Genomic DNA, 25776 nt, shown 5'->3' with positions numbered 1-25776 from the left:
TTGCCTGCTCGATTACCGGGTTATTGATTGCTGGGTTACTGACAGGCGGCGCTGGTCAGCGTGGCCAGGTTTTTACCCACACCGGCGTAATTAGCCAGTTTGTCCTTCACACACTGCGCGCTAACCGGGCTGTAGCTATAGCTCACTGCCGGGAAGGTACCAGTGGAGGTCCAGCTATCCGCATTCACGTAAGGTTTGGTGTCCGCCGTCCAGGTGATGCCGTAGGTCGAGAAGTCAGCCGGTTTGGCAATGTTGTTGTTTTTCAGCACCCAGGTGCCGAAATTCTTGCCGTCATAACGGGATGTCACCGGATTCACTGCATTTTCGAACCAGTTGTTTTCGATCAAGGCCTGGCCGTTCTGACGCACGTTGAGACCGGAACTGGTGACATTGGTGTACAGGTTGTTGTAAGCATGCACCAGACCGCCGCGTTGTAACGGCAGGCGGGCGTTCACGTCGTTATAGCGGTTATGGTGATAGGTGATGTTGCGGCCGGTATCGCTGCTGCTGGAACCGTCCAGCCCCACTTTTTTCACACCGTGGATGTAGTTGTAGGAAACGGTGACGTAATCTGACGCCCCTTTGATATCGACGGCTGCTTCAAAGGTGGTGTCGCCGTCTGGCGTACCGTCGCACTCATGGTTGGCGGCGAATAATTCGTTATGGTCAACCCAGACGTTCGGCGAATCATCCACGCGGATCATGTCGCCATCTTTAGCCCCGCCCGGGACGTAGCCGATACGCATGTTTTGCACCACGACGTCAGAGGATTTCTTAATCCAGATACCGAAGTTAGCGGATGAGCCGTTAGCGCCGATGATGGTGATGCCTTTGGTGAACTCCTTGATTTCCACGCCACGGGGGTCTTTGCTCCACTGGCCGCAGATATTGGCTGCCGCCGCGTTGATCAGCGAGTCTTCATTACCGGTATAGGTGATGACCAGTGGGTACGCACCGCCTTTCACCTTTTTGCCGTTAGCATCCAGACGGGCTGCTGCGATGATATCGACGATATCTTGCATCGATGTGGCCGTCTTGCTGACCGCACCCGTCACGTTGCCCCCCGCTGTTGCGGCGTAACCGCCGGTATTGGTAGCAGCCAGCGCGGGTTGGCTGAGTGCCAGTAACAGTCCAGCGGTAATCGGGGTAATGAGTGATTTCATAGCCTGTATTCCTTTTCTCTAAACCATCAATAAGTTTGTGGGCATGAGTTTTTCCCTGCGCCCGTAGTGGACGTTGGCCGGTATGCCGGTAGATGAAAGCTGTCCATGCATGTCGGTCACCAGACTCAGTTTTAGTGTAAAAATCGAACACTTCAACAAGCGAAATGCCATTTCACTATCTGGATCGAATAGATTTTTTAATAGTTTTGAGCAGGCTCACGCTAACGGGTTTCGATAACAGGTTTGGCAATAACTATTCAGTAAATCTTCATAGTTTTGGTTTGGAATGAATTGTGAAGTTGTTCACAGGCGCGGTGGTATGCCCGTTAACTGACCGGGTTGTGTCACCCGGTGGCTTCTCTCCCGCATTTCGCCGTATTTCCACGTTGAACAGCCGCGCTCGTGAAGCGGGCGATTTCTTACTCTGCTCTTATCACTGACATGAGCAAAGGGTGGGGGATATGCAACCAGTTGATGAACTGACGATTTTGGCCGATGGGCTGCATGATGTGGTACGAAGGCGAATTTTGCGCGATTACATTGCGCACATGGAGGAGCAGCAACGGCATTTTGCCGGGTTTCAGACCAACCAACAGGGTGGCTTCGATGCCGGGTTGCGTCCATTGCTGGAGATGAACCTGCTGAACCTGGGAGACAGCATGGAACCCGGTGCTTATCAGGTCAACAGCAAGCGTTTTGAACGGGCGGTGCTGGCGTATTACGCCCAACTGTGGCGTTTGCCATCGCCGTACTGGGGTTACCTGACGGCGATGGGGTCGACGGAAGGCAACCTGTTTGCGCTGTGGAATGCGCGCGATTTTCTGTGTGGCGCGGCGACCACCCATTGGCCGTCCACTGCGCATGCGCGCTACGCGCCCGTGGTCCTGTATTCCGAGCGCAGCCACTATTCACTGGCCAAGGCGTGCCGGGTATTGCAACTGGCGACCCCCGCACAAGCCGGTCCGGCGTTGGGGCGTTGCCCGATTACTGCCGGTGTCTGGCCACAGGCGCTGCCCTGCGATGATGCCGGGCGCGTGGACGTAGAGAGCCTGTTGCAACTGGTGGTGTTTTTTCATCGCTACCGACGGCCGGTGATTATCTGCCTGACCAGTGGGACGACGTTTAGCGGTGCCTGTGACGACTGGGCGCAGATTACGGCGCAATTGCAGCGATTACTGCCGCCGAATACCCCGCAGCAACGCCACTATTGGCTGCACATGGACGGGGCGTTGTCGTCGAATTATCTGCCGTTCTGGCCGGAGCCGGAAGGGCGTCAACTGGCGATTGATGCACAGGCGGCATCACTGCATTCCATCTGCGCCAGCCCGTACAAATGGTTAAGTATGCCGTGGCCGTGCGGCATTGTGATGCTGCCTGAAGCGTATCGTGCGGTGGCACTCAATCGCCCGAACTATATCGGTAGCGGTGAGGCAACGTTATCCGGCTCGCGTCCCGGTTTGTCGGCGGTGGTGTTGTGGAACCAGTTGTGCCGTTTGGGCGAGCCAGGACAGCAGGAGATGATCCGCCGTTGTCACGAGGTACAACGCTACGCATACCAGCAACTTCGCTATCTGTTTGAACGCCTTGACCCTGGCCGGGAGCGGTTAGTGGTACTGCCGTTAATCCGCGGCTCGCTGATGGTGCAATTCAGTGCGCCACACCCGTCGGTGATTGAACGGTTTTCGTTATCCAGCGATCAGGTGGTCGTGCAGGGAACGCCGAGGCGATTCTGCCATCTGGTGGTGTTGCCGCATTGTCATCAGGCACTGGTAGATAGCCTGCTGTGGGCGCTCAGACAGCCCGGTGCTTTTGCGCCGGTTACGGAGGTGTGATTATGCGAACGCTATGGGCATGCATTGCAGCGGGGTGTCTATTTTGGGGGGGAGCGGTGTGGGCGGCGGTGGCGGATAACGCGCCGGATACCCGACCGGTCGATGTGAGTGTGAGTATTTTTATCAATAAAATTTACGGCGTAAACACCCTCGAGCAAACCTACAAGGTGGATGGGTATCTGGTCGCGCAATGGACTGGTAAACCACGCAAAACACCCGGCGACAAACCCTTGATCGTTGAAAACAACCAGATCGAGTGGTGGATTAAGAATGGCTTGTGGGTACCGGCACTGGAATTCATCAACGTGGTTGGCAGCCCGGATACCGGTAATAAGCGCCTGATGCTGTTTCCCGATGGCCGGGTTATCTATAACGCCCGCTTTTTGGGTTCGTTCAGTAATGACATGGATTTCCGCCTGTTCCCGTTTGATCACCAACAGTTCGTGCTGGAACTGGAGCCGTTTTCCTATAACAACCAGCAATTGCGATTCAGTAGCATCCAGGTTTATACCGAAAATATTGATAACGAAGAGATAGACGAGTGGTGGATTCGGGGAAAAGCCGCCACCCATATCAGCGATATTCGTTATGACCATTTGAGCAGTGTGCAGCCCAACCAGAACGAATTTTCCCGTATTACGGTGCAGATAGACGCGGTTCGCAACCCATCCTACTACCTGTGGAGTTTTATCCTGCCGCTGGGGCTGATTATCGCCGCTTCCTGGAGCGTGTTCTGGCTCGAATCGTTTTCCGAGCGTTTGCAGACCTCGTTCACGCTGATGCTGACTGTGGTGGCCTATGCGTTTTACACCAGCAATATTCTGCCACGCCTGCCTTACACCACAATCATCGATCAGATGATCATCGCCGGGTATGGCAGCATTTTCGCGGCGATTTTGCTGATTATCTTTGCCCATCATCGTCAGGCGAACGGCGTGGAAGATGAGCGATTGATACGCCGCTGTCGTCTGGTTTTTCCGCTCAGCTTTCTGGCGATAGGCGGGATGCTGGTTATTCGGGGGATCACGCTATGAACGTTTCACCTTCACGGGCAGCGCTGGTTGAAGCGTTGTTCGCCAGCCTGATTTTTATCGGCTTGCTGGGGTTTTCGACCTACATGGTTTACCACAAGTCTATCAACGCGCTGGAGCAGGAAATTAAGATCGGCTTGTTGTCGAACGTGCGAGCGGCCGCCTCCACCCTGTCTGGCGATGAGCACCAGAACATCACCGCGCATACCGAGCGTGATGATCCGCTTTACCGGCAACTGGCTGTGCAACTGGAGCGTATTCGCCAGGCGTCGCAGGATGTGCGTTACATCTATACCACGATACTGGATCAGGACAAGGTGCGCTTTGTCGTCAACCCCAGTCCGCAAAACGACAATGATGGCGACGGCATTCCTGATCTGCCTCCGGCGTTGATGCAGGTCTATGACAATGCGCCATCGGAACTGGTGGCGGCGCTGCGGGAACATAAAACCGGGGTGTCGGACCAACCGTACCGGGACGAATGGGGCGTTTTCATCAGCGCCTACGCGCCTTTTTATGACCGACAGGGGACGTTTCGTGGCGTACTGGCGATGGATCTTGAGTTATCACGTTTTTATCAGCGGTTAGAGGCGCTCAATCAGGTATTTCGTAAGGCCATCATTACCATTCTGTTTCTCGGCTTGGTCGTCGGACTGGCGGTGTGGTGGATGCGGCGCAGCAGCCAGCAGGTAAGCAGGCAACTGGCATTGCGCGAACAGGCTTACCACGCGTTGTTACACGCCACATCCCCCTTACAAATGGAACGGCTGTATGACCAGACGCTGCCGCTGTTGTTTTTACGTGGTGGCACGCCTGCCCGCTCACCGCTGGACATGACATCCATCACTCTCTCCGCAGACACCACCAGCGTAGACCCGGCTGTGCGGGACAATCACAGCGCGTTGCAGAGTAATTTATCCGCATGGTGGCAAAACACCGCGCTGTCATTATTGCCCTGCCCAGCCTCCATGCTAACGACCGTACCCACCGACGCGCTGGACGCCTATTTCTCACCGGATTATTACCGTGGTTTCTGGTTGCAGAGCTTCCAACTGTGGCGGCAATTGGCGCAGCAACCGTTGAGGATTGAGGTGCACTTGCAGGAAGAAGCGTTGCTGTATTGGGTGCTGGATATCCTGCTGATACGAACCGGTGAACCGGACAAGGGCGAAGACGGTGACTCGGCGGACTGGTGGCGACGCTTTTTGCTCTGGCAGGCAGAGGCTGCATCCGCACACGTGGCTATCCGACAGGTGGAGAAAGGGCAGCTATGGCTGAGCTGGCGGGTACCTAAATATCCGGAGGCGTTATGATACGGCGGTTATTACCCATCCTGTTGATCATGCAAACGTTCTTGATTCAACTGGTCTCCGGCATCAATTACGTCACCATCCCGGTGCTGATGAACCTGCAAGGTCATAACAATTTGTGGATAGGCGTGGCGATGGCCTGCGAAATCATTGGCGTGCTGCTATTCCATCGGCGCTTGAGCCGACTGATTCAGTGGATAGGACTGGTGTGGTCAACGCTGTTACTGGTGTTGCTGCGAGCCGGGCTGTGCGTCAGCATGGCGTGGCAACAGTTTTATCCCGGCTGGCTGGTCAGTATTTTGGGGTACGGGCTGTGTACCGGGATGCAGTTGATCCTGCTACAGACCTGGCTTAACCAGTTGCCACTACGGCGGCGCGGCGTGGTGATGGGGCTGTTTTCTGCCGCGCTGTCGTTGGGTGTGGCGTTGGGACCGGTCTTGCTGCAACTGACGCAGGTATCGATGGCACAGCGGTTCTGGCTGACCGCGTTGCTTAGCCTGAGCTCGCTGCTGCTGGTGTGGATTGCCCACATCAACCCGCAGTCGGGGACGGTTTCTGCGGTTCGTTTTCGCTTTGTCTGCCGTCATGCCCGCGCCATTCTGGTTTCCGCGTTGGTGGGGGGCGTCAGTTTCTACGGTTTACCCAATTTCCTGACCTTGTACGGTATGAGTGATGGATTGACGGACGAGCGGGCATCGTTGCTGATGACCATGTTCATGTTGGGCAGCGTGACGCTTGGTATGGCCGTCAGCCTGTTATCGGATTGGGTCAACCGGCAATGGATCGTCGCGTTTTGTATTTTCTGCTCGGTGGTATGCGCAGTGTTTCTGGCACTGGCGGTGTACGCCGACTACGGTGCCACACTGGTGTTGTTGTATCTCTGGGGTGGGAGCATGGGCGGTGTGTACAGCATTGGTTTGTCGCTGATTGGCGATCGTTTTCCTCCACAGCAGCAGATGTCTGCCAACATGAGTTACACCATGATGGATTCCCTTGGTGGTATTGCCGGTTTGATTGGCATCGGTTTCATGATGGACCGCATGGGGCCAGAGGGGATGACGATGGTGCTGGTGGTGGTCGGCTGCGCCTTCCTCTGTTACCTGGTGTGGGAGTTGGTCGAGCATCAGACGCCATTTCAATAAACGTGGCTTCTCGATGCCTGGTCTCGTCGCATGCACAGGAATACTGCTGTTTTGCTTCGTTGCCCCGGTTGATGACCGGGGCGCAGGCTCATGATGTCCTGATTTCCCCCGATTTTGCTGCATGTTCCCCTGCTTTTTACCGAGATTTCCCCAAGAGAGGGAAGCGTCTTCCTCTGCAAACTGACTGCGTCAAGCCATTGAGGAGGAAACCGAATGACTCTTGAAATTAGTCAGGAAAAATTAAAAAAGGTAATGACGACCGCCAGTGCCGACGATCTCACGCAATTTCAGCCGGCATTACAGCAGGAATGCAACGCGGCGCAGATCGATACCCCTTTGCGTTTTGCGCACTTTATTGCCCAGATTGCGCACGAGAGCAATGAATTGCGCGCCCGGGTGGAGAATTTGAATTACAGCGCCAAAGGGCTGCGCTCGGTGTTCGGGCGGTATTTCACCACGGATGAGATGGCCGCACAGTGTGAACGCAACCCCGAAGCTATCGCCAATATTGTTTACGCCAACCGATTGGGTAACGGTGCGACACAAACCGGTGATGGCTGGAAGTATCGCGGTCGAGGGCTGATTCAACTGACGGGGCGGGATAACTATCGTGCCTGTGGCAGCGCCATTGGTCAGGATCTGGTGACCAATCCTGACCTGATTAGCCAGAATCCAGACGTTTCAGTGGCGGCGGCAATTTGGTTCTGGAAAAAGAACGGTCTCAACGAGCTGGCCGATCAGGATGATATCAACGGGATCACTCGTAGGATTAATGGCGGCCTGAATGGCCTGGCCGATCGTAAAAACTATCTGGCGAAGGCTAAACGCGCTTTTAACTGATAAACGTGTTTTTAACTGATAAATGTGATGCTGTGGACAATACCGGTGCCAGAGGTCAATTCGGCAAGGCAACGCCGGTTTATCTGGAACCGATATTTTCCACCGCGACGTGAACATCCCGTCTTTTTAAAATGGGGTACGTTGTTCAATAAGTTTTCAGTATTTTCTTGGCAGATTATAGGTAACCTATTGAGCGACCTGGATCTGATAAAACTGATACTAAAGTGATACCAAAATATTCTTTAAGTAAGGCTAGTATGAGTTTATTCGTTCAGGATAAATAAATGCTGCATCGCAGGTCGTTTAAATCATAAATGACGATGACATTTATTGAGACAGACTGTGTTTACTGTGTGAAAGTTCTGCGCCAGCTCCAGAGTAAAAGAAAATATAACCGGACAGCATGGTTATCATTCATGCAATAGTAGTGGTTGTTATTCTCTTGCGAGCGGAGTGGTCTGAAAACACCGGGGATTTTAAATTCCACATTCAGGAAAGAGAATGATGATGCACTCGTCGAACACTCGTGATGTATTCGTTGATAATCCGCTATCGGGCTTGCAGCAATTAGGGATAAATGGAGAGGGAGTAAAAATCGGTATTATTGATGGTGCCATTGATAGTCATCACCCGATATTAAATCATTTAACCATTGAAAGCCTGGCTGCACAGGAAAATAAAACGACCTCACACGGAACGGCAGTCAGCAGCATTATTGGTGGCAAAGGCGTTGGTATTGCACCGGCAGCCACTATTTTGAGTATCCCTGTATTTCATGAGGATGAACGGGGAAATATTCATGGCTGCTCTGAACGCACCCTGGCAAAGGCGATTCGTGATGCCCGTTTACATGGCTGCCATATTATTAATGTGAGTGGCGCATCATTATCGATAAATGGTCAGGGAACGGATGAATTACGTAAAGCCATTGACGATTGTGAAAAAGACGGCGTGTTGATTGTGGCGGCTGTCGGTAATGAAGGCCGCAATAGTGAGTCATTACCGGCATCAATGGATTTTGTTCTGGCTGTTGGTGCCTGCGATAAAGAAGGGTTGCCCGCTCCATTTAATAACTATGGGTTGAAACTGAGAAAGAAAATGTTGCTGGCATCCGGTGTATCCATTCCTGTTGCTACGCCGAATTATGATCTGTCTGTTGTCTCTGGCAGTAGTTTTTCTGCCCCGGTGGTGTCGGCGATATCGGCATTAATCATGAGGGCAATAAATGTAGCGGGGCATTGTCGTGCGCCACAAATTATTCGGGACCTGCTGTTTACTACAGCGACCCCACTGGTGTTGTCAACGGCAGCTAATCGGGAGTCAGTGATATACCGATTAAATATTCAGAAAGTATTCCGGCAAATAGCACAGGAATTCTCTCACCAACCACCCAAAAGGATCATGACCATGTCAACTGAAGAAAAAAATATTGAGCCTGCCGCTGTGGAGCTGCTGGTTCCCTCAATTATCGACACCCATCAGGACATTCAGGATGTGGCGTTGGGCGATGATGCCGTACTGGCGCCTTCCAGCCTGAGTACCGAAGTGAGTGCGCCATCGCGTGACGCTGGCCTGGCGTTCCCCAAAATCAGCGACCCGGCGGCCAACCATTATGTGCATGCGCCCGCCCGGCGGATTATGCCGCAGTCTTCTGCGTTGGATGCGCGCACGGTGCGCGATCAGGAAAAGATTTTTGTTATCGGCCAGGTTGGCTATGACTTCGGTACCGAAGCGCGGTTGGATTACTTCACCCAGGTCATGGGAAATAAAAGCGGCTATCCGTTTGATCCGGTGCAAATGGCCGAACATTTGAATACCGGCGATAACGCGGAGCAATCCAACGCGTTGATCTGGACATTAAAAATCGACGGTATTCCGGTGTACGCCATTAAACCGGATGCGCAGTTCGCGGTGCTGGAATACGCCCGTCTGGTGGAATTCCTGTACGAACAGGAAACCAAAGGCGTAGAGCGCGTTTCTATCGCCGGGATTATCAGCGGTGAAACGCGGCTGTTCAACGGCCAAGTGATTCCGACCATCAGCCCGGTATTACGCGGCATGTTCAACTGGGAATCCCAGGATATTTCGAAAATGCTGATGGGCGAAAGCGCCGTCGGTACGCCGAAATCCAAAGAGCTGATCAACTTCATCAACCGTATTTACTACGAGCTGCGTAACCGTGGTTACGAGTCGAATGAGCGCGCGATTAACTATGCGGCCACTAACGCGTATCAGATGAAGGAAATCTTCGATGACGCCTTCGCTGAAGGATTATTCCTGAACAAAATCAGCGCAGAGCGCAGCCCGGTCAGCCGCCCGGAATCCGATTGCTGGGACGTGGTGCTGGAGTTCTTCAACCCGAAAGAGCGTCTTACCGCTGCCCGCAAACTGTATCGCTACACCATTGACGTCAGCGATGTCATGCCGGTCACCATCGGCACGCTGCGTAGCTGGCATGCCTATTAATACCGGCTTGCCGTTTGTTCTCGGTTTTAAGATTTGCCGCCAGTTGGGGGCATTAACCTGGGGATATCCCCAAAATACGATGTAAATACACTCAAGGAGAAACACCATGAAACTTCCAACCCAAGCACAGAATGTGAACCGCGCTAACCGTGTTGCTGAAGCCAAAGCCTCTGGCGTCAACCCGGCTTTCTGGGGTGAAGCGCTGAATCTGCTGAAAAAAGCAGGCCAGGGCGCGCTGAGCGGCGTACTGAGCTAATCGACAATGGTGCACGGCCATATGGCCGTGCACCATTTCTTCATAATAAGAAAAAATACAGTGATGTAATACGGTAATAATTATATTGTCAAAATCAGGGGATATGACGTTCGGTGAATGTACATCATAACGAATTAATAGGTTCGATTGTGGCTCTGCATGATTCATATGCATGAATATCAACCCACAGTAAATGAGGGTTGGTGTTTAGAGCGTGTCATGAAAATAGTGCCATAAAAAGAGCGTATTAATTTTTATTGCAGAGGGGAATGTATGTCTAACAATGGATTTTTCTTGAACACCGCAGTGATCAAAGACCTGAGGCTAAAAAAAAATTAAGTCAGGAGAAATTGTCGGAGCTGAGTCTTGAGTCGAAGTGTTATATCTCTATCTCTACAGTAAAAAGAGCCGAGTTAGGCAAGCCTATTTCCAGGCAAACGTTGTGTAAATTTGCGAAATTCTTTGATGTCACGGTAGATAATCTCATTTTACCCTCGGATGAGCGGGTTTCTCGTGACGTGACTCACGATGAGTGTAAATGTATCGCGTTTATTTTTGCCGGGATATATAACATGTTGGTTATGAATGAGGCAAATAAGACCTGATTGTAGACATAGAAAATAATATTTTAACGAAAGCCATATTAACCCTCGAATAATTGTCGTGGGGGCGGGTGATTATAGACAGCACAGGCATGAATTGTCGCGGTCACATCACCATGTTGGCGTTGTGCGTTGAATTCGAGTGCCAGCAGGGAAAGCATTTTATTTTTATCTCATGTTCGCGGTGATAATAAATAAAAACAGTAAAGGGATTTACTTTATTTTACCAGGGTGTAGTCAGGACGATTTTTCGACAGGGTATATCGCTATCACATTTCAGGTTGCCGGTGTGCGCCAGCCATTTACCGGCGTAAGCGCCGGAGGGTTCGCTGTGTCACCACCTTTGGCAACCCGAATGACTGATGGTAGGGATATTGGTTTTTATTGTTGGAATAGCGGTTGAAATAAGACGGTGGCGTTGCATCAGCCATACCCGTTCTTATGAAGGAGTACATTATTGTGCAATGTACGCTGGCAGGAGTTGAATAAAGGATTTTCCCGTGAAAACAGAAAATATACTACCTGGTAAACTAAAAAATATTCCTGCTGAAAAGATCCCTCTGGCGGGTTATTCGGTAGGAAGGCATATTCCTGAATTCATCTTTTTACCCTCCGCGCTGCGTGGGCAAATCGATCGGTTATTGCTGTCTGGCCAGCCGATTCTGCTGTATGGCGAACCGGGTGCCGATCTGTCTGATATCACCAGCTATATTCGAGCCAGGCTGCTGGCATCCCAAGGGCGTTATGTCGAGCTTGGCGGCGAAGGTGACCCAACGAAACAGGTAAGTGATATTTTTGCCTCACTGCCTGACGATCATCGGTTGACGCTGTGCATACCGGGCTTTGATGCCCTGACCGAACAACAACAACAGACGTTGCTGACACAATTGCAGGATGAACAGGCCGGTCGCAATGGTCTGCGGCTGGTATTTGGGTTGATAGCCGCGCCGACAGAGCGCGGTGCGTTGCCGACACAACCCGGCGCACAACTGATGTCGACCTTCGGGTGCCAACTATTGTCTGTGTCGGCCCTGAAAGGCAAAACGCCGGAGATAGTCGAATTGGTCCACGCGGCCTGGCAGGCGTACCGTCAATCGGTCCGGCAGATATTGCATCCTGACGTGCTGTTTTATCTGCACCATTACGAATGGCCCGGCAATGTCAGGCAGTTGTGGCACAGCATTGCCCGGCTATTAATGCTCAGTGAGGATGCTGAGATTAGTCTGGCTCAGGCCAGCCGTATTCTGCCGCATATTATCCCCCCAACGGAGCTGGCACAAAAGGGGGAAGGACGGCGGATTAACCGCTCATTGTGTGATGCGGTATTGAGCCGTGATCAGGACGCGTTGCAGCAGTTTCACCCCTCGGTGATCAAAGCGCTGCTGTACCTGGGCGAGCATTTTCAACGTGAAGTGACGCTGATTGAACTGGCGGAGAATTCGCATATCAGTCCGTCGCATCTTTCTTATCTGCTCAAGCACAGTCTGGGTTTATCGTTTAAACAGATTCTGAATCAGACCCGCATTTTCTATGCCTGCCAGCGGCTGGAGTGTCACCCCATGAGCCGCATTACTAATCTCTATCTGGATTGCGGCTATGGCGACCTGAGCCATTTTGAAAAGATGTTTAAGCGCTACACCGGTGCGACCCCCATTGAGTTTAGAAAGCAGTTCAATCCGATGTTGCTGCGTAATGAAACCGGGTGAGAGCCCGGTTATCGCGGAGTGCCCCGGCCATCATTGACCGGGGTTTTCCCGTGATGTCGGCAGATTTTTATCCCCGCGTTCTGCGCCACATTGACGTTCTGTACCGATTGTTTCCACCTCGTATCTGGACAACCGCCTCTCAACTCTTCAGACTCGGCACATTCATTCGACATCATGCGTGGTCAGCATGATATCGATGACGCTCTGGCGTCATTTATCCGCTGATCAATAAAGATATGCTGCTACTTATCGACAACTACGACTCCTTTACCTACAACCTGTACCAGTATTTTTGCGAACTGGGTTCAGAGGTGCTGGTCAGGCGTAATGATGCGCTGACGCTGGCGGACATCGAGCGGTTATCGCCGCAACGACTGGTGATTTCTCCCGGCCCCTGTACACCGGATGACGCCGGGATCTCGCTGGCGGCGATTCGCCATTTTGCCGGTCAACTGCCGATTCTGGGTGTCTGTCTGGGGCATCAGACGTTGGGACAGGTATTCGGCGCACAGGTGGTGCGCGCCCGTCAGGTGATGCACGGCAAAACCTCGCCAGTACGGCATACCGGGTGCGGTGTGTTCGCCGGGCTGGCAAACCCGCTTACTGTCACGCGTTACCATTCGCTGGTGCTGGAAAAAAATACGCTGCCGGACTGTTTTGAGGCCACCGCCTGGACTGAGCTTGACGGTGATATCGACGAGATCATGGGGATACGTCATCGCTCGTTGCCGCTGGAAGGTGTGCAGTTTCATCCGGAAAGCATCCTCAGCCAGCAAGGGCATCAGCTATTGAAAAATTTCCTTGATTTATAGTCGGATAGCGCAGGTCAGGCCGGGCGTATCGGATTAGTGATTGCCTATTTTTGATTTTTTATGCATATTTATTGATTATATTTTCACTTAAGATCTTCACTCCACACTACGGGATATGACAACGGGGCAGCAAATGGCGACAGAGAAAGCAGCAGTAACACGGGATACTTACGATAAGGTAATTCTTCCGGTTTATGCACCCGCGCAGTTTGTGCCGGTAAAAGGCAAAGGGAGCCGTGTCTGGGATCAGCAGGGCAAAGAATATATCGATTTTTCCGGCGGCATCGCGGTAACGGCGCTGGGACATTGCCATCCGGCGTTGGTGGCGGCGTTGAAAGAGCAGGGTGAAACCCTGTGGCACACCAGCAACGTATTCACCAACGAACCGGCGCTGCGTTTGGCGACCAAACTGATCAACGCCACGTTTGCCGATCGTGTGTTTTTCGCCAACTCCGGCGCAGAAGCCAATGAAGCGGCGTTCAAACTGGCACGGCATTACGCCATTACCCGTCATAGCCCGTACAAAACCAAGATAATCTCGTTTTACCAGTCGTTTCATGGCCGTACCTTGTTTACCGTGTCGGTCGGTGGTCAGCCGAAATATGCCGATGGCTTTGGCCCGAAACCGGCGGATATCGTGCACGTGCCGTTCAACGACTTGGACGCGGTCAAAGCCGTGATGGATGACCACACCTGTGCCGTGGTACTGGAGCCGATTCAAGGCGAAGGCGGTATTACGCCAGCGACACCGGCATTCCTTAAAGGGGTGCGTGAGCTGTGCGATCAGTATCAGGCGCTGCTGGTGTTTGATGAAGTGCAGTGTGGTATGGGCCGCAGCGGTAAGCTGTTCTCTTATATGCACTACGGTATCACGCCGGATATTCTGACCACCGCGAAAGCGCTGGGCGGCGGTTTCCCGATCAGCGCCATGCTGACCACGGAAGAGATTGCGTCGGTGATGGCGGTCGGGACACACGGCACCACCTATGGCGGCAACCCGCTGGCTTGCGCGGTGGCGGAAGCGGCGCTGGATGTGATCAATACACCGGAAGTGCTGTCCGGCGTGGTCGATCGCCATGCACGTTTTGTGTCTGCGTTGGAGCGCATCAACGCCCAGTACGGCATTTTTGATGAAATCCGTGGCATGGGCCTGCTGCTGGGCGCACAGCTAAAACCGGCCTGGCATGGTCGCGCCCGTGATTTTCTGGCGGCATCGGCAGACCTGGGGTTGATGATTTTGGTGGCGGGGCCGGATGTGATCCGCTTTGTGCCGTCGCTGGTGATCACCCATGAAGAGATAGACCAGGGGATGGCGCTGTTTGAAAAAGCCGTGGCGCAGGTAGTGAAGGGCGCGTAAGCCGCGTTTTTCCTCATTATGCCAGCACGACCTTGCGAAGTATGAAGCAAAAGAGGGTGACCGACGGTCACCCTCTTTGTTTTCGTGCCATCCCAGACTGTGTGGCAAACCCTTGCGTGTTCTGAAGGGGCGGTCACACCAACATGACGCTGACCCCTTTGTCTTGCAGTTGGGCGATCACCTGTTGATCGGCGTCTTTGCCGGTAATCAGGATATCGATCCTATCTGATCCGCAGAACAGCATACCGGCACGTTGTCCCACCTTGCTGCTGTCGGCCAACACCACCAGCTTGCCGATGTGGTTAAGCATTTTTTGCTCGGCCATGGCCGTTAGCATATCCATTTTGTAGAGGCCATCTGCGGTAATCCCCTTACCGCTGGTGAACATCCAGTGCCCGGCATAAAGCGAGGAGATTTCGTCCTGTGGGGCTAACGTAATGGATTGCGATTTGTTGTACTGCCCGCCAATGATCACCACACCGTCATGGTCATGTTCAATCAGGTAATTCGCCAGCGGGAAATAATTGGTGATGACTTGAACATCCTGCCCACAGATTTCCTGACCCAGTACAAAAGCGGTAGAGCCGCAGTTGATAACAGCGCTTTCACCCGGTTTTATCAAGGCGGCGGCGGCCTGTGCGATACGCATTTTCTCACTGTGGTGAGAAAATTCGCCGCGACTGACGGGCTCATGACTGTTGAGCGGCGACCAGTGGGTTTTGGTTTGCGTGAGTGCTTCTGCACCGTTGCGCACCTTACGCAGCTTGCCGGAGTCGTTGAGTTTGTTGATGTCGCGGCGGGCGGTGGCGGGAGAAATATCAAAGGCCTGCATGATGCCCGTGACCGACAGATGGCGTTTTTGATTGAGTAATTCCAGGATGGCGCTGTGGCGCTGGGCTTCCGTCATATCGTGCCTGATGGTGATTGAATCTGATTTTTTTATGATTATATCCCGCATGCGCGTGAATGACAGCCGTTCCTGGAATTCTTTTGACGACATCGGATTAGGCCAGCGCCAAACCGGCCTGACGGCCTATTTCGGCCAGTCGTGTACGAGCCAGTTTCAGGTTAGCCGCCCATTGTTCGTCTTTGGCCCACATCTCCAGTACCAACGGGCCGTTGTAACCCATTTCGGCCAGGGTGCGGAAAATGGCAGCAAAATCCACCTCGCCTTCACCAATCACCAGATCGCGGAATTGCCCCTGACTGTGTGCGGAAACCTTGCGGGTGTCTTTAAGGTGGATTTGTACGATGTGATCGCAACTGAGCTTTAGCTCGGTGCAGGTGTCGTAGTTCCAGCCGGTGATGTTGCCCACATCCGGGTAAGCCATAAAGTAAGGGGACGGGATGGCTTTTTTCAGCACCTCAAATTTGCTCAGCGAATTGAGGTACGGCGTATCCATGATTTCGACCCCTAGCATGACACCGGCCCGTTCGGCCATGCGGGTGGCGGCTTTCATGCCTTCGATAAACCGCTGATGGGTTTCTGCCGATGGCGACTCGTAGTAAACGTCGTAGCCCGCCAACTGGATGCAGCGAATGCCCAGCTTGTAAGCCAGGTTTATCGCTTTTTCCATGATCTCATGGGCTTTTTCACGGATAGCCGGGTCGTGTGAGCCGAAGGGGAAGCGGCGGTGGGCGCTCAGACACATCGACTGTAACGGGAAGTTGTTTTTCTCGCACAGATGCCGCAGCTGGTAGGTTTCGTCATCGCTCCACGCCAGTCGCTGTAATTTTTCGTCCGATTCATCGACGGATATCTCAATGAAATCAAACCCCAGTTCTTTGGCGACCAGAATCTTCTCTTCCCACGTGAACGCGGCGGGTAGCGCCTTTTCGTAGAGCCCAAGGCGAAAGGGCTTGTCAAAGTTGTGCATGTTGCTCCCTCTGTTGCGGTTCTGCCTTGCTGTGCGTGGCGCAGGCCATGAATGCCCCAGTGGACGGTTCATGGCCTGCACCTGTGTGTTACAGGAAGGACTTGTAAGGCAACTCCGGTTCGTCAACGAAGATGTCGTCAAAGCCGCGTGGATGCTGGTAATGCAGCGTGTTTTTGTCGGTTGGGAAGGTGTATTTACCGCCGACCTGCCAGAAGAACGGGCGGAAGCGGTAACCAAGCCGGTCTTTCTTCATGTTCCACAGCACTTCAATTTCACGTGGGTCACTCTGGAAGTTGGCCCAGATATCGTGATGGAACGGGATAACCACCTGGGCGTTGAGCGACTCGCCAGCGCGCAGAATGTCTGACGAGGTCATTTTGTCGGTGACACCGCGCGGGTTCTCGCCATAGGAGAGCAGGGCGACGTCAATCTGGTAGTCGTTGCCGTGTTTGGCGTAGTAGTTGGAGTAGTGGGAATCGCCGGAGTGATAGAGGTTGCCGCCCGATGTCTTGACCAGATAGTTGACGGCCCGGTCGTCCATGCCATCCAGAATGTTTTTATCTTTTGAGGACACCCCGGCAGGCAGCGTTACCAGCGCGGTGCGGTCAAACGCATCCAGCACCTGGATAACGATGTCGCCGACCGGAATTTCATCGCCGACGCGGGCGACGATGCAACGATCTTCCGGCACACCCCAGCGCAGCCAAAGATCCACACAGGCTTTGGGGCCGATGAATTTCACGTGGTTACCGCAGTTTTTCAGTACCGCTGCCGCCACATTCACATCGATGTGATCGGCATGGTCGTGGGTCGCCAGTACCGCGTCGATCTGATTGATTCCAAAGGGATCGAGCACGAACGGCGAGGTTCTCAGATTGGGTTGTAGCTTACGAACCCCGCCCATACGCATCATCTGGTGCTGTTTGTTCATATAAGGGTTGGCGTGGGTTTTCTTGCCGGTACCACACCAGAAATCGATAGAGATATTGGTATTGCCCGCCGATTTCAACCAAATGCCGGTACACCCCAACCACCACATGGCAAAGGTATCCGGTTTCACGTTTTCCTGCTCAATCTCTTCGTTTAACCACGTGCCCCATTCGGGGAAGGTGCTCAGTATCCAGGATTCACGGGTGATCTCATCAATCTTGCTCATCGGACGTACCTTTCTGGTTTGGATGCCGCACTGCGATCGCGAACCCGGCAGCGGGTCATCGGACAATGACATGACGCACATGGCTGCGCATCTATGATTGGTTGTGATTTTTCGTGACTATAACAATGGTTTTTTTGATTATCAATGATTGCGATGATTATTTTGTGATATGGACGAATCTTTCATAACCTGCTTCAGGTGGGATTTATCTTATTTTATTGTTTTAAAGCTTATTTTTATTTTTCTTATTCATGCCTTCTATGAGGGAATCGCTAGATGGCAGGGAAAACCATTCGCAAATGCTAGCTAATCTCACTGAGAATCCCGTATTTAAGAGATCTTATCGGCAAGACATTCATCACAAAAAATCATTTAATGATGAAATATGATTGTTTGTGAGTTTACCAGGGCGACGACCTAGCTGTCCTCCGCCCACAGAATGTAAGCAACCCATACCTGGACGGGTGGTGATCGAGTCCACTACTCCAATAGCAATCCAATAGCAGTGTCAGTGTCCTTATGTCGGACGGAGCAACGTTATGGAAACCCTCTACAGCGTTTTTTACATTTTCTACAGCCAGGTGATGACCAAGGCCCCGTTGTTACTGGGGTTAGTGACCTGTATCGGCTATCTGCTGCTTAGACGTGACGGCACCACCGTGGTGAAAGGCACGGTGAAAACCATCGTCGGCTTCATGCTGGTGCAGGTGGGGTCAACGACCCTGGTGTCTGGTTTTAAGCCGGTGATAGACAAAATCTCTGAGTACCACCACCTGACCGGTTCGGTCATCGACCCTTACACCACCATGATGGCGACCATGGAAACCATGGGAAGCCGTTACTCCTGGGTGGGGTATGCGGTGTTGCTGGCGCTCGGTCTGAATATCCTGCTGGTGGTGTTCCGCCGTGTGACCGGCATTCGCACCATCATGCTCACCGGCCACATCATGTTTCAGCAGGTCGGGCTGGTGGCGGTGTTCTACGTGGTGATGGGGGCTTCCATGTGGGAAACCATCCTGTATACCGCGGTGATCATGGCGCTCTATTGGGGGATTTCCTCCAACATTATGTTTAAGCCGACCCAGGCCGTTACCGGTGGGGCGGGGTTTTCTATCGGCCATCAGCAGCAGGTCGCTTCCTGGATAGCCACCAGGCTGGCTCCTAAACTGGGCGACAAGGAAGACAGCGTTGATCAGCTCAAGCTGCCGAAATGGCTGCATATTTTCCACGACAGTATTACCGCCACCGCCATTGTGATGACGGTCTTCTTCGGCATTATCCTGCTGTCGTTCGGCCTGGATAACCTGCAAAAAATGGCCGGGTCGACCCACTGGACCATTTATATTCTGGAAACCGGCCTTCGCTTCGCGGTGGCGATTCAGGTGATTGTGGCCGGTGTGCGCATGTTCGTGGCCGAACTGTCTGAAGCGTTTAAAGGGATTTCCGAGCGCGTTATCCCCAATGCCGTGCTGGCGATTGATTGCGCGGCTATCTATGCCTATTCCCCTAACGCGATGGTGTTTGGTTTTATCTGGGGGACGCTGGGGCAGTTCCTGGCGGTGCTCGGTCTGCTGTTGCTCAACTCCTCTATCATGATTATCCCCGGTTTTATCCCGATGTTCTTCTCTAACGCCACCATTGGGGTATTTGCCAACCACTTTGGCGGTTGGCGCGCGGTGATGAAGATCTGCTTCGTGATGGGAATTATCGAAGTGTTGGGGTCGGCCTGGGCAATTCACCTGTTTGCCCATAACGGTACCAGCTTCAACGGTTGGATGGGGATGGCGGACTGGGCGCTGGTGTTCCCACCCATTATGCAAGCGCTGTCGTTCTCATCCCTGTTCTTCTTTGTGCTGCTGGCGGGGGCTGGTGTCTACATGTACTTCGCATCACGCACTCTGCGTCAGGAAGAAGACAATGCGCAGCCGGTCACCGATCAGACCGACATCGACCCTGTCGAGCCGCAATCAGCGATGCCGACTGAGGGACGTGCCGTGCGTATTCTGGCGGTGTGCGGCAACGGGCAGGGCTCTTCCATGATGATGAAGATGAAGATCGGCAAGTTTCTTGAACAACGGGGAGTGCCGCACATCATGGACTCCTGCGCCGTGGCAGATTACAAGTCCAAACTCCCGACAACCGACATTATTGTCTCGTCCAAGCATCTGGCTGGGGAAATGAGTCCCGGTGACGGCAAATTTGTGTTGGGGGTGCAAAACATGCTTAACCCACACTCTTTCGGTGACGAGTTGCTGGGGCTTATCAGGAAAAACTTTGCCGGTTAATCAATCACGCTTTCCCCTCCACGCGGGAAAAGTAAGGAGAAGCAGATGAAATTCAAACAATCGTTAATCGACAATGCCTCCGTGCTGCTTAACGCCAGTGCGGCGGACTGGCGCGAAGCTATCAAGCTCGGTACCGATATGCTGATTGCCTCCGGCGCTGTCGAGCCCCGTTACCATGAGGCGATTATCAGCAGTATTGAAAAGATGGGGCCTTATATCGTGATTGCGCCGCAGTTTGCCATGCCCCACGCGCGCCCGGAGAACGGTGTGAATCGCACCGCGTTTGCGCTGGTGACGCTCACCACACCGGTCAAATTTGAGGGAGAAGACGAACCGGTGGATGTGCTGATCACTCTGGCAGGGAGTACCTCCGACGAGCATATGGAAGGGTTGATGGAAGTGACCCAGATACTGGAGGACGAGCACAGCGACACCGGAATCAACCTCGACAAACTGCGGGTTTGTACCAGCTGTGAAGACGTGTTCCGAGTGATTGATAAGGCGCTAGCCCAAACCGCCTGAGCGGCAACAAGGCGCTCCGGCAGGGGCGCAGGAGAAACAACGATGTATCAGCAATTGAAGGCTATCGTACTGGAAGCCAACCTGCTGCTCCCCCGTCATGGTTTAGTGACGCTGACCTGGGGCAATGTCTCCCAGATTGATCGCGAGCAGGGTGTCATCGCGATTAAACCTTCGGGGGTCTCCTATGAGCAGATGACTATCGACGATATCGTCGTCGTCGACATGGCAGGGCGGGTGGTCGAAGGGCGACTTAATCCTTCCAGTGATACCGAGACCCATTTGGTGCTGTACCGTGCCTTCGAGCACATCGGCGGTATTGTGCATACCCATTCCCGCCACGGCACGGTCTGGGCGCAGGCCGGTCAGGATATTCCTGCGCTCGGCACCACCCATGCCGACTATTTCTATGGGGACATCCCCTGTACCCGCTCGTTGCGTGAAGACGAAATCGCTCAGGATTATGAAAAAAATACCGGTCTGGTGATTGTGGAGGAGTTTCATCGTCGCCATCTCGACCCACTCGCGGTGCCGGGGGCGGTGATTACCGGCCATGCTCCCTTCTGCTGGGGAAAAAATGCACTGGATGCGGTGCATAATGCGCTGGTGCTTGAAGAGGTGGCCGCCATGGCGTTCTCAACCCGACTGCTTAATCCAGACATTCATATTGCGCAGGCGCTGTCTGATAAACACTATTTCAGAAAACACGGCGCGAATGCCTATTACGGCCAGCGTTGAAGGGCCGCGCACGTAACACGATGACAAGGTAATGATGGCTTGAAATAAACAGTGGCAATGGGCCACGGGCTGCGCTCGCCCTCAAGTCAGAGATCCCGATATTTTCACTCTTGGAAAGGAAATCGCATGATGACTAAACCTATGCTGCAAATTGCCCTTGATTCGACCGAAATGGCCACTGCTGTGGAGGTGGCTGACCGGGTCAGCGGCTTTGTTGACGTGATTGAGGTGGGGACCATTCTGGCCTTTGCCGAAGGGATGGCGGCGGTGCGCACACTACGCGAACGTCACCCGAACCACATTATCGTTTGTGATATGAAAACCACGGATGGCGGTGCGATCCTGGCGCGTATGGCGTTTTCCGCTGGCGCTAACTGGATTACGGTGTCTGCCGCCGCGCATGTAGCGACGATCGCCGCCTGTAAGAAAGTGGCTGATGAATTTGGTGGCGAAATCCAGATTGAGCTGTACGGTAACTGGAATCTGGATGATGCCAGAGCATGGCGTGACATGGGGATTACCCAGGCCATCTACCACCGTTCCCGCGATGCGGAGCTGGCCGGGATTAACTGGACCCCTGCCGATCTTGGCAAAATGCGGGCGCTGTCCGAACTGGGGCTCGAACTGTCTATCACCGGCGGTATCGTGCCGGAGGATATCCACCTGTTCGACGGTATTTGCGCGAAAGTGTTTATCGCCGGTCGCGCGCTGGCTTCTGAGAGCGGCCGTGCGACAGCAGAAGCACTGCGCACCGAGATCAACAAGTATTGGTAATACAGGATGCCGTCAGGCACCGGTGTTTGAGTCGGTTGGCGGTGTGAGACCATGTGAGACTCTGTGAGATTATATGAGACAAAAAGGGCGGCCATCTGGCCGCCCTGTCCGATAACGGGGTTGCTGATGGGATCAGCGAGTACCGTATACCACGATGGTTTTACCGTGGGCGGAGATCAGGTTCTGGTCTTCCAGCATTTTCAGAATGCGGCCGACAGTTTCGCGGGAACAGCCGACGATCTGGCCGATTTCCTGACGGGTGATCTTAATCTGCATACCATCCGGGTGGGTCATGGCGTCCGGCTGTTTGGCCAGATTAAGCAGGGTTTGCGCGATGCGGCCCGTCACGTCGAGGAACGCCAGGTTACCGACTTTTTGCGAAGTAACCTGCAGACGACGTGCCATCTGTGAGGACAAGCGCATCAGAATGTCCGGGTTGACCTGGATGAGCTGGCGGAATTTTTTATAGGAGATTTCAGCAACTTCACAGGCTGTTTTTGCCCGGACCCACGCACTGCGTTCCTGCCCGTCTTCAAACAAGCCAAGTTCGCCAATAAAATCGCCCTGATTCAGATAAGACAGAATCATTTCCTTGCCTTCTTCATCCTTGATCAGCACGGCAACCGAGCCTTTCACGATGTAGTAAAGCGTCTCTGCTTTTTCACCCTGGTGGATTAGGGTGCTCTTCGATGGGTACTTGTGAATGTGGCAATGAGAAAGGAACCATTCGAGAGTCGGGTCTGTTTGCGGTTTGCCGAGAACCATTCGCTGTTATCCTCTGTTGTTAATTCACTGCGCAAATCACAGGGCTCAGAGTTCCCTGTACGGCGTGATAACATAGTTATAATTCAATTCCGTCCTGGCGGAATGACGTCAGGGAATATACTGAGGCTGTCTATCAGATGACGCCAGTAAGCCGGTGGTGGGTCAGGCATCGGCTCAACAACACATGCCGGTTTACGCTTTTGTTTGTAACACAGGTTGAGTGTAGTGTCTTGTGTTGTCTCGCTTCAGCATGATTAAGCTCTGATTATCAGGCTTTTTTGTACATAAGCGATGTAAAATTTCAAAAATAATTGATTGAGGACAAAATTATGCAGGCGCGGGTGAAATGGGTTGAAGGGTTAACGTTTCTTGGTGAATCCGCTTCCGGACATCAACTGCTGATGGACGGCAACGCAGGCGATAAAGCGCCCAGCCCGATGGAAATGGTACTGATGGCCGCGGGCGGATGCAGCGCCATCGATGTGGTGTCTATCCTGCAAAAAGGCCGTCATGACGTGGTGGATTGCGAAGTCCGCCTGACGTCTGAACGCCGTGAGGAGGCACCGCGCCTGTTCACCGCCATCAACCTGCATTTTATCGTCACCGGCAAGGGCCTGGGCGATAAAGCCGTGGAGCGTGCGGTGTCGCTGTCAGCCGAAAAATACTGCTCTGTGGCGCTGATGCTCGGAAAAGCCGTGAACATCACCCACAGTCATGAAGTGATCGCGCTGGATTAAACACCTCTGCTCGCGGTGGTGTGCTGTCCTGTCCACCGCGTCGTTAAGCGCCGGTTTATCGGCGCTTATCATCGCTCTTATCGCCGATGTCAGTCGATTTTATTGCCTTCCATCAACCGCTGTACCAGCGGCATCATGATCAACTCCATCGCCAGCCCCATTTTGCCGCCCGGTACCACCAGCGTATTGATGTGGGAAATGAACGAGCCCTGCAACATGGCCAGCAGGTAGGGGTAATCAATACGGTCCAGACCCTGAAAGTGGATCACCACGAAACTTTCGTCCATCGAGGGAATGGCTTTGGCGGCGAACGGGTTAGAGGTATCGACCGTCGGTACGCGCTGGAAGTTGATGTGGGTGCGGGAAAACTGCGGCGTGATATGGGTGATGTAGTCTTCCATCGAGCGCACGACAGAATCCATCACCGCCTCGCGGGAGTGACCGCGTTCGTTAACGTCGCGTACCAGCTTCTGAATCCATTCCAGGTTGACTATCGGCACCACGCCGACCAGCAGGTCGACATGCCGGGCAACATCATGCTGCGCGGTGACCACGCCGCCGTGTAATCCCTCATAGAACAGCAGGTCGGTCGGCTCTGGCATCGGTTCCCAGGGCGTGAACGTCCCCGGCACCTGATTGTAGGGGATGGCTTCATCATAGGTGTGCAGGTATTTGCGGGTCTGCCCGGTGCCGCTACGACCGTATTCGATAAAGGTGTTTTCCAGTTGGCAGAAGTCGTTGGCTTCCGGCCCGAAATAGCTGATGTGACGCCCCAGGTCCCGAGCCTTGCGGATCGCCATATCCATTTCCGGTCGGGTATAGCGGTGATAGCTGTCGCCATCCACCAGTGCGGCGCGCAGATTCAGTTGCTGGAAGATCTTGCGAAACGCCAGGCTGGTGGTCGTGGTCCCCGCGCCGCTGGAGCCGGTGACCGCGATAATCGGGTGCTGGTGCGACATGGTGTGTAACCTCCGATGTGTAGGGCAATCTTCGGTGAAGTCATCATTCGATGAGTAAGGGCTATGCCGTGCAGAGCCATCAGGCCATGTTGTATCTGATTCATGTTAGATCTGATCATTGTTAGCATGTTTATCGCACACTGACACGGCAATTTACGTTTTTAAGCGATTGATTCAGGGCTGATACCGTTCATTATTGCTGAGCTGGCGACGGGGCATGATATTGACGGTTTCGTGCAATTCCGACCACACCAGGACGACCTCGCCGTTTGCCAGTTGCTGGCGGATATCCGCCACTTTTTCTTCCAGCGTGCGTTCCTGCTCGCCGTAGTCTGTGCCTTCACGCAGGACGAACGATTCAATCAGATTTTGCAGTGTTTCCGGTGCCAGTTCTTGCCAGGGAATGATCATGCGTGCTGCTCCAGATAAGGGGTAAACCAGTCGGGAATACGGTGCTCCAGCCACAATTCAGGCTGTTGCCAGGATCCGCCAACAAAACCGACATGACCGCCATGCTCCGTCAACTGGTAGTCGATATTGGCTGGGAGTTGCGAGACATCAGCGATGACCTCCGGCGTCATAAACGGGTCGTCTTTGGCGTGGATGACCAGCAATGGCTTATGGATACGCGGTAGTAAAGGCAGGGCGCTGCTGCGCCGGTAATAATCGGTTGCGTCGGTGAAACCGTGCAGCGGCGATGTGACCAGCTCGTCAAACTCTCGCAGGCGATGCACCCGACGTAACCGACTGGCGGACACCGGCAGGCAGTCGGGGTACATCGTCAACTTGTGCAAGGCGTTGCGACGCAGTGAACTCAGCAGATAGAACTGGTAGAGGCGTGAAAAACCCTGCTCCAGACGGGTGCTACACGGTTCGAGCATCAACGGTGCGGATACCACCGCCGCGGCATCCAACGGGCAGGCGGCACCTTGTTGCGCCAGCAGGCAAGCCAGCATATTCCCACCCAGAGAAAACCCCGCCGCGACGGTGGGGGCGTCACCCAGCGTCTGACGCAGCCAATGCAGGAAGTAGCGCGCGTCTTCGGTTTCGCTGGCGTGATACGCCCGTGGCAGGCAGTTCGGTTGTCCACTGCAACCACGGAAGTGCATCACCACCGCCAGCCAGCCGCGCTGCTGGCAGGCCGTCATCAGTCCGTGGGCGTAAGGGCTGTGAAAACTGCCTTCCAGCCCGTGAAATAGCACTACGCGGGGTTTATGCGCCGCGAGTTGTGGCGCTTCGCTCCAGGCCAGGTCGATAAAATCGCCGTCCGGCAGGGTCAGACGCTGCCAGACGGGTTTCAGGGCCGCACGACGGCGAAGCAGACGCGGTAGCAGCGTCTGAATATGCGGGTTGCGCCCACCCGGCAGGGGCTGAAAGCACACACTACGGTAAGAAGAATTATTCATAAAAAGAGAGCCATGATGAAAAGAGGCATGGGAGCCCATCGCG

At 53.6% G+C, this 25776-nt stretch carries 24 protein-coding genes; 16 read left to right on the top strand and 8 right to left on the bottom strand.

Annotated elements, in window-relative coordinates:
- Positions 1-35: 35 nt before the first annotated feature.
- Positions 36-1163: a pectate lyase PelC gene (gene pelC / locus DZE2538_RS17860; RefSeq protein WP_012886391.1), complete on the bottom strand. Its 1128-nt coding sequence runs from the start codon at positions 1161-1163 to the stop codon at positions 36-38.
- 293 nt (positions 1164-1456) lie between these two features.
- Here pelC and DZE2538_RS21055 point away from each other — a divergent pair, with 293 nt between their 5' ends.
- From DZE2538_RS21055 to argD, 11 genes are all read left to right on the top strand, one after another.
- A complete protein-coding gene (locus DZE2538_RS21055) occupies positions 1457-1603 on the top strand; it encodes a hypothetical protein (protein ID WP_161624060.1) in 147 nt (48 codons plus the stop codon).
- Between the two features lie 21 nt (positions 1604-1624).
- Positions 1625-2995, top strand: a complete 1371-nt coding sequence (locus DZE2538_RS17855; RefSeq protein ID WP_038916897.1) for a pyridoxal-dependent decarboxylase — start codon at positions 1625-1627, stop codon at positions 2993-2995.
- Positions 2996-2997: 2 nt separating this feature from the next.
- Positions 2998-4029: a ligand-gated ion channel gene (locus tag DZE2538_RS17850; RefSeq protein ID WP_012886389.1), complete on the top strand. Its 1032-nt coding sequence runs from the start codon at positions 2998-3000 to the stop codon at positions 4027-4029.
- On the top strand, positions 4026-5339 hold the full coding sequence (locus DZE2538_RS17845; RefSeq protein WP_038916896.1) for a PDC sensor domain-containing protein: 1314 nt from the start codon (positions 4026-4028) through the stop codon (positions 5337-5339). The genes DZE2538_RS17850 and DZE2538_RS17845 overlap by 4 nt, the downstream gene beginning before the upstream one ends.
- Positions 5336-6478 carry an MFS transporter gene (locus DZE2538_RS17840; RefSeq protein ID WP_019845166.1) on the top strand — a complete coding sequence of 381 codons (1143 nt, stop codon included), beginning with the start codon at positions 5336-5338 and terminating at the stop codon, positions 6476-6478. Before DZE2538_RS17845 ends, DZE2538_RS17840 begins: the two co-directional genes overlap by 4 nt.
- A 213-nt stretch (positions 6479-6691) precedes the next feature.
- Positions 6692-7318, top strand: coding sequence for a glycoside hydrolase family 19 protein (locus tag DZE2538_RS17835; protein ID WP_038916895.1), 627 nt, complete (start codon positions 6692-6694; stop codon positions 7316-7318).
- Positions 7319-7819: 501 nt separating this feature from the next.
- The gene (locus DZE2538_RS17830; RefSeq protein ID WP_019845167.1) at positions 7820-9784 is read left to right on the top strand and encodes a PatA/PatG family cyanobactin maturation protease; all 1965 of its coding nucleotides are present in this window, start codon (positions 7820-7822) and stop codon (positions 9782-9784) included.
- Positions 9785-9890: 106 nt separating this feature from the next.
- The gene (locus DZE2538_RS21100) at positions 9891-10040 is read left to right on the top strand and encodes a hypothetical protein (RefSeq protein ID WP_012886384.1); all 150 of its coding nucleotides are present in this window, start codon (positions 9891-9893) and stop codon (positions 10038-10040) included.
- A gap of 1102 nt (positions 10041-11142) precedes the next feature.
- The gene (locus DZE2538_RS17820) at positions 11143-12348 is read left to right on the top strand and encodes a helix-turn-helix domain-containing protein (RefSeq protein WP_023640891.1); all 1206 of its coding nucleotides are present in this window, start codon (positions 11143-11145) and stop codon (positions 12346-12348) included.
- 236 nt (positions 12349-12584) lie between these two features.
- Positions 12585-13160 (top strand): aminodeoxychorismate synthase component II, encoded by a 576-nt coding sequence (locus tag DZE2538_RS17815; RefSeq protein ID WP_038916894.1) that lies wholly within the window; start codon positions 12585-12587, stop codon positions 13158-13160.
- A 133-nt stretch (positions 13161-13293) separates the two neighbouring features.
- Positions 13294-14517, top strand: coding sequence for a bifunctional acetylornithine/succinyldiaminopimelate transaminase (gene argD, locus DZE2538_RS17810; protein ID WP_019845172.1), 1224 nt, complete (start codon positions 13294-13296; stop codon positions 14515-14517).
- 133 nt (positions 14518-14650) lie between these two features.
- On the opposite strand, the gene ulaR is transcribed toward argD, so the two are convergent.
- The 3 genes from ulaR to ulaG all read right to left on the bottom strand — a co-directional run bounded on the left by ulaR (position 14651) and on the right by ulaG (position 17550).
- Complete coding sequence (ulaR, locus tag DZE2538_RS17805) at positions 14651-15424, bottom strand: HTH-type transcriptional regulator UlaR (protein WP_016942973.1); 774 nt, start codon at positions 15422-15424, stop codon at positions 14651-14653.
- A gap of 97 nt (positions 15425-15521) precedes the next feature.
- Positions 15522-16394 (bottom strand): L-ribulose-5-phosphate 3-epimerase, encoded by an 873-nt coding sequence (locus DZE2538_RS17800; RefSeq protein ID WP_023640888.1) that lies wholly within the window; start codon positions 16392-16394, stop codon positions 15522-15524.
- An 88-nt stretch (positions 16395-16482) separates the two neighbouring features.
- Positions 16483-17550, bottom strand: a complete 1068-nt coding sequence (gene ulaG, locus DZE2538_RS17795; protein ID WP_038916893.1) for an L-ascorbate 6-phosphate lactonase — start codon at positions 17548-17550, stop codon at positions 16483-16485.
- 539 nt (positions 17551-18089) lie between these two features.
- On the opposite strand from ulaG, the gene DZE2538_RS17790 reads away from it, so the two are divergent.
- From DZE2538_RS17790 to DZE2538_RS17775, 4 genes are all read left to right on the top strand, one after another.
- Positions 18090-19835: a PTS ascorbate-specific subunit IIBC gene (locus tag DZE2538_RS17790; RefSeq protein WP_038916892.1), complete on the top strand. Its 1746-nt coding sequence runs from the start codon at positions 18090-18092 to the stop codon at positions 19833-19835.
- A gap of 45 nt (positions 19836-19880) precedes the next feature.
- A complete protein-coding gene (locus tag DZE2538_RS17785; protein WP_019845176.1) occupies positions 19881-20357 on the top strand; it encodes a PTS sugar transporter subunit IIA in 477 nt (158 codons plus the stop codon).
- A 42-nt stretch (positions 20358-20399) separates the two neighbouring features.
- Positions 20400-21092, top strand: coding sequence for an L-ribulose-5-phosphate 4-epimerase (locus DZE2538_RS17780; RefSeq protein ID WP_023640885.1), 693 nt, complete (start codon positions 20400-20402; stop codon positions 21090-21092).
- A gap of 129 nt (positions 21093-21221) precedes the next feature.
- Positions 21222-21866, top strand: a complete 645-nt coding sequence (locus tag DZE2538_RS17775; protein ID WP_023640884.1) for a 3-keto-L-gulonate-6-phosphate decarboxylase UlaD — start codon at positions 21222-21224, stop codon at positions 21864-21866.
- A gap of 132 nt (positions 21867-21998) precedes the next feature.
- On the opposite strand, the gene crp is transcribed toward DZE2538_RS17775, so the two are convergent.
- On the bottom strand, positions 21999-22631 hold the full coding sequence (crp, locus tag DZE2538_RS17770) for a cAMP-activated global transcriptional regulator CRP (RefSeq protein WP_012768072.1): 633 nt from the start codon (positions 22629-22631) through the stop codon (positions 21999-22001).
- 329 nt (positions 22632-22960) lie between these two features.
- Here crp and DZE2538_RS17765 point away from each other — a divergent pair, with 329 nt between their 5' ends.
- Complete coding sequence (locus DZE2538_RS17765; RefSeq protein ID WP_012886369.1) at positions 22961-23368, top strand: OsmC family protein; 408 nt, start codon at positions 22961-22963, stop codon at positions 23366-23368.
- An 89-nt stretch (positions 23369-23457) separates the two neighbouring features.
- Here DZE2538_RS17765 and DZE2538_RS17760 read toward each other — a convergent pair whose 3' ends face one another.
- The 3 genes from DZE2538_RS17760 to DZE2538_RS17750 form a co-directional block, all read right to left on the bottom strand.
- A complete protein-coding gene (locus tag DZE2538_RS17760) occupies positions 23458-24327 on the bottom strand; it encodes a phosphoribulokinase (RefSeq protein ID WP_012886368.1) in 870 nt (289 codons plus the stop codon).
- A 174-nt stretch (positions 24328-24501) separates the two neighbouring features.
- Positions 24502-24738, bottom strand: a complete 237-nt coding sequence (locus DZE2538_RS17755; protein WP_019845179.1) for a YheU family protein — start codon at positions 24736-24738, stop codon at positions 24502-24504.
- Complete coding sequence (locus DZE2538_RS17750; RefSeq protein WP_038917219.1) at positions 24735-25733, bottom strand: hydrolase; 999 nt, start codon at positions 25731-25733, stop codon at positions 24735-24737. The genes DZE2538_RS17755 and DZE2538_RS17750 overlap by 4 nt, the downstream gene beginning before the upstream one ends.
- Positions 25734-25776: the final 43 nt, after the last annotated feature.

Source organism: Dickeya zeae NCPPB 2538 (assembly GCF_000406165.1).
Taxonomy (GTDB): Bacteria; Pseudomonadota; Gammaproteobacteria; order Enterobacterales; family Enterobacteriaceae; genus Dickeya; species Dickeya zeae.
Note: the sequence above shows the minus strand (reverse complement) of the source record. Positions and strands in the feature narration are given on the sequence as shown.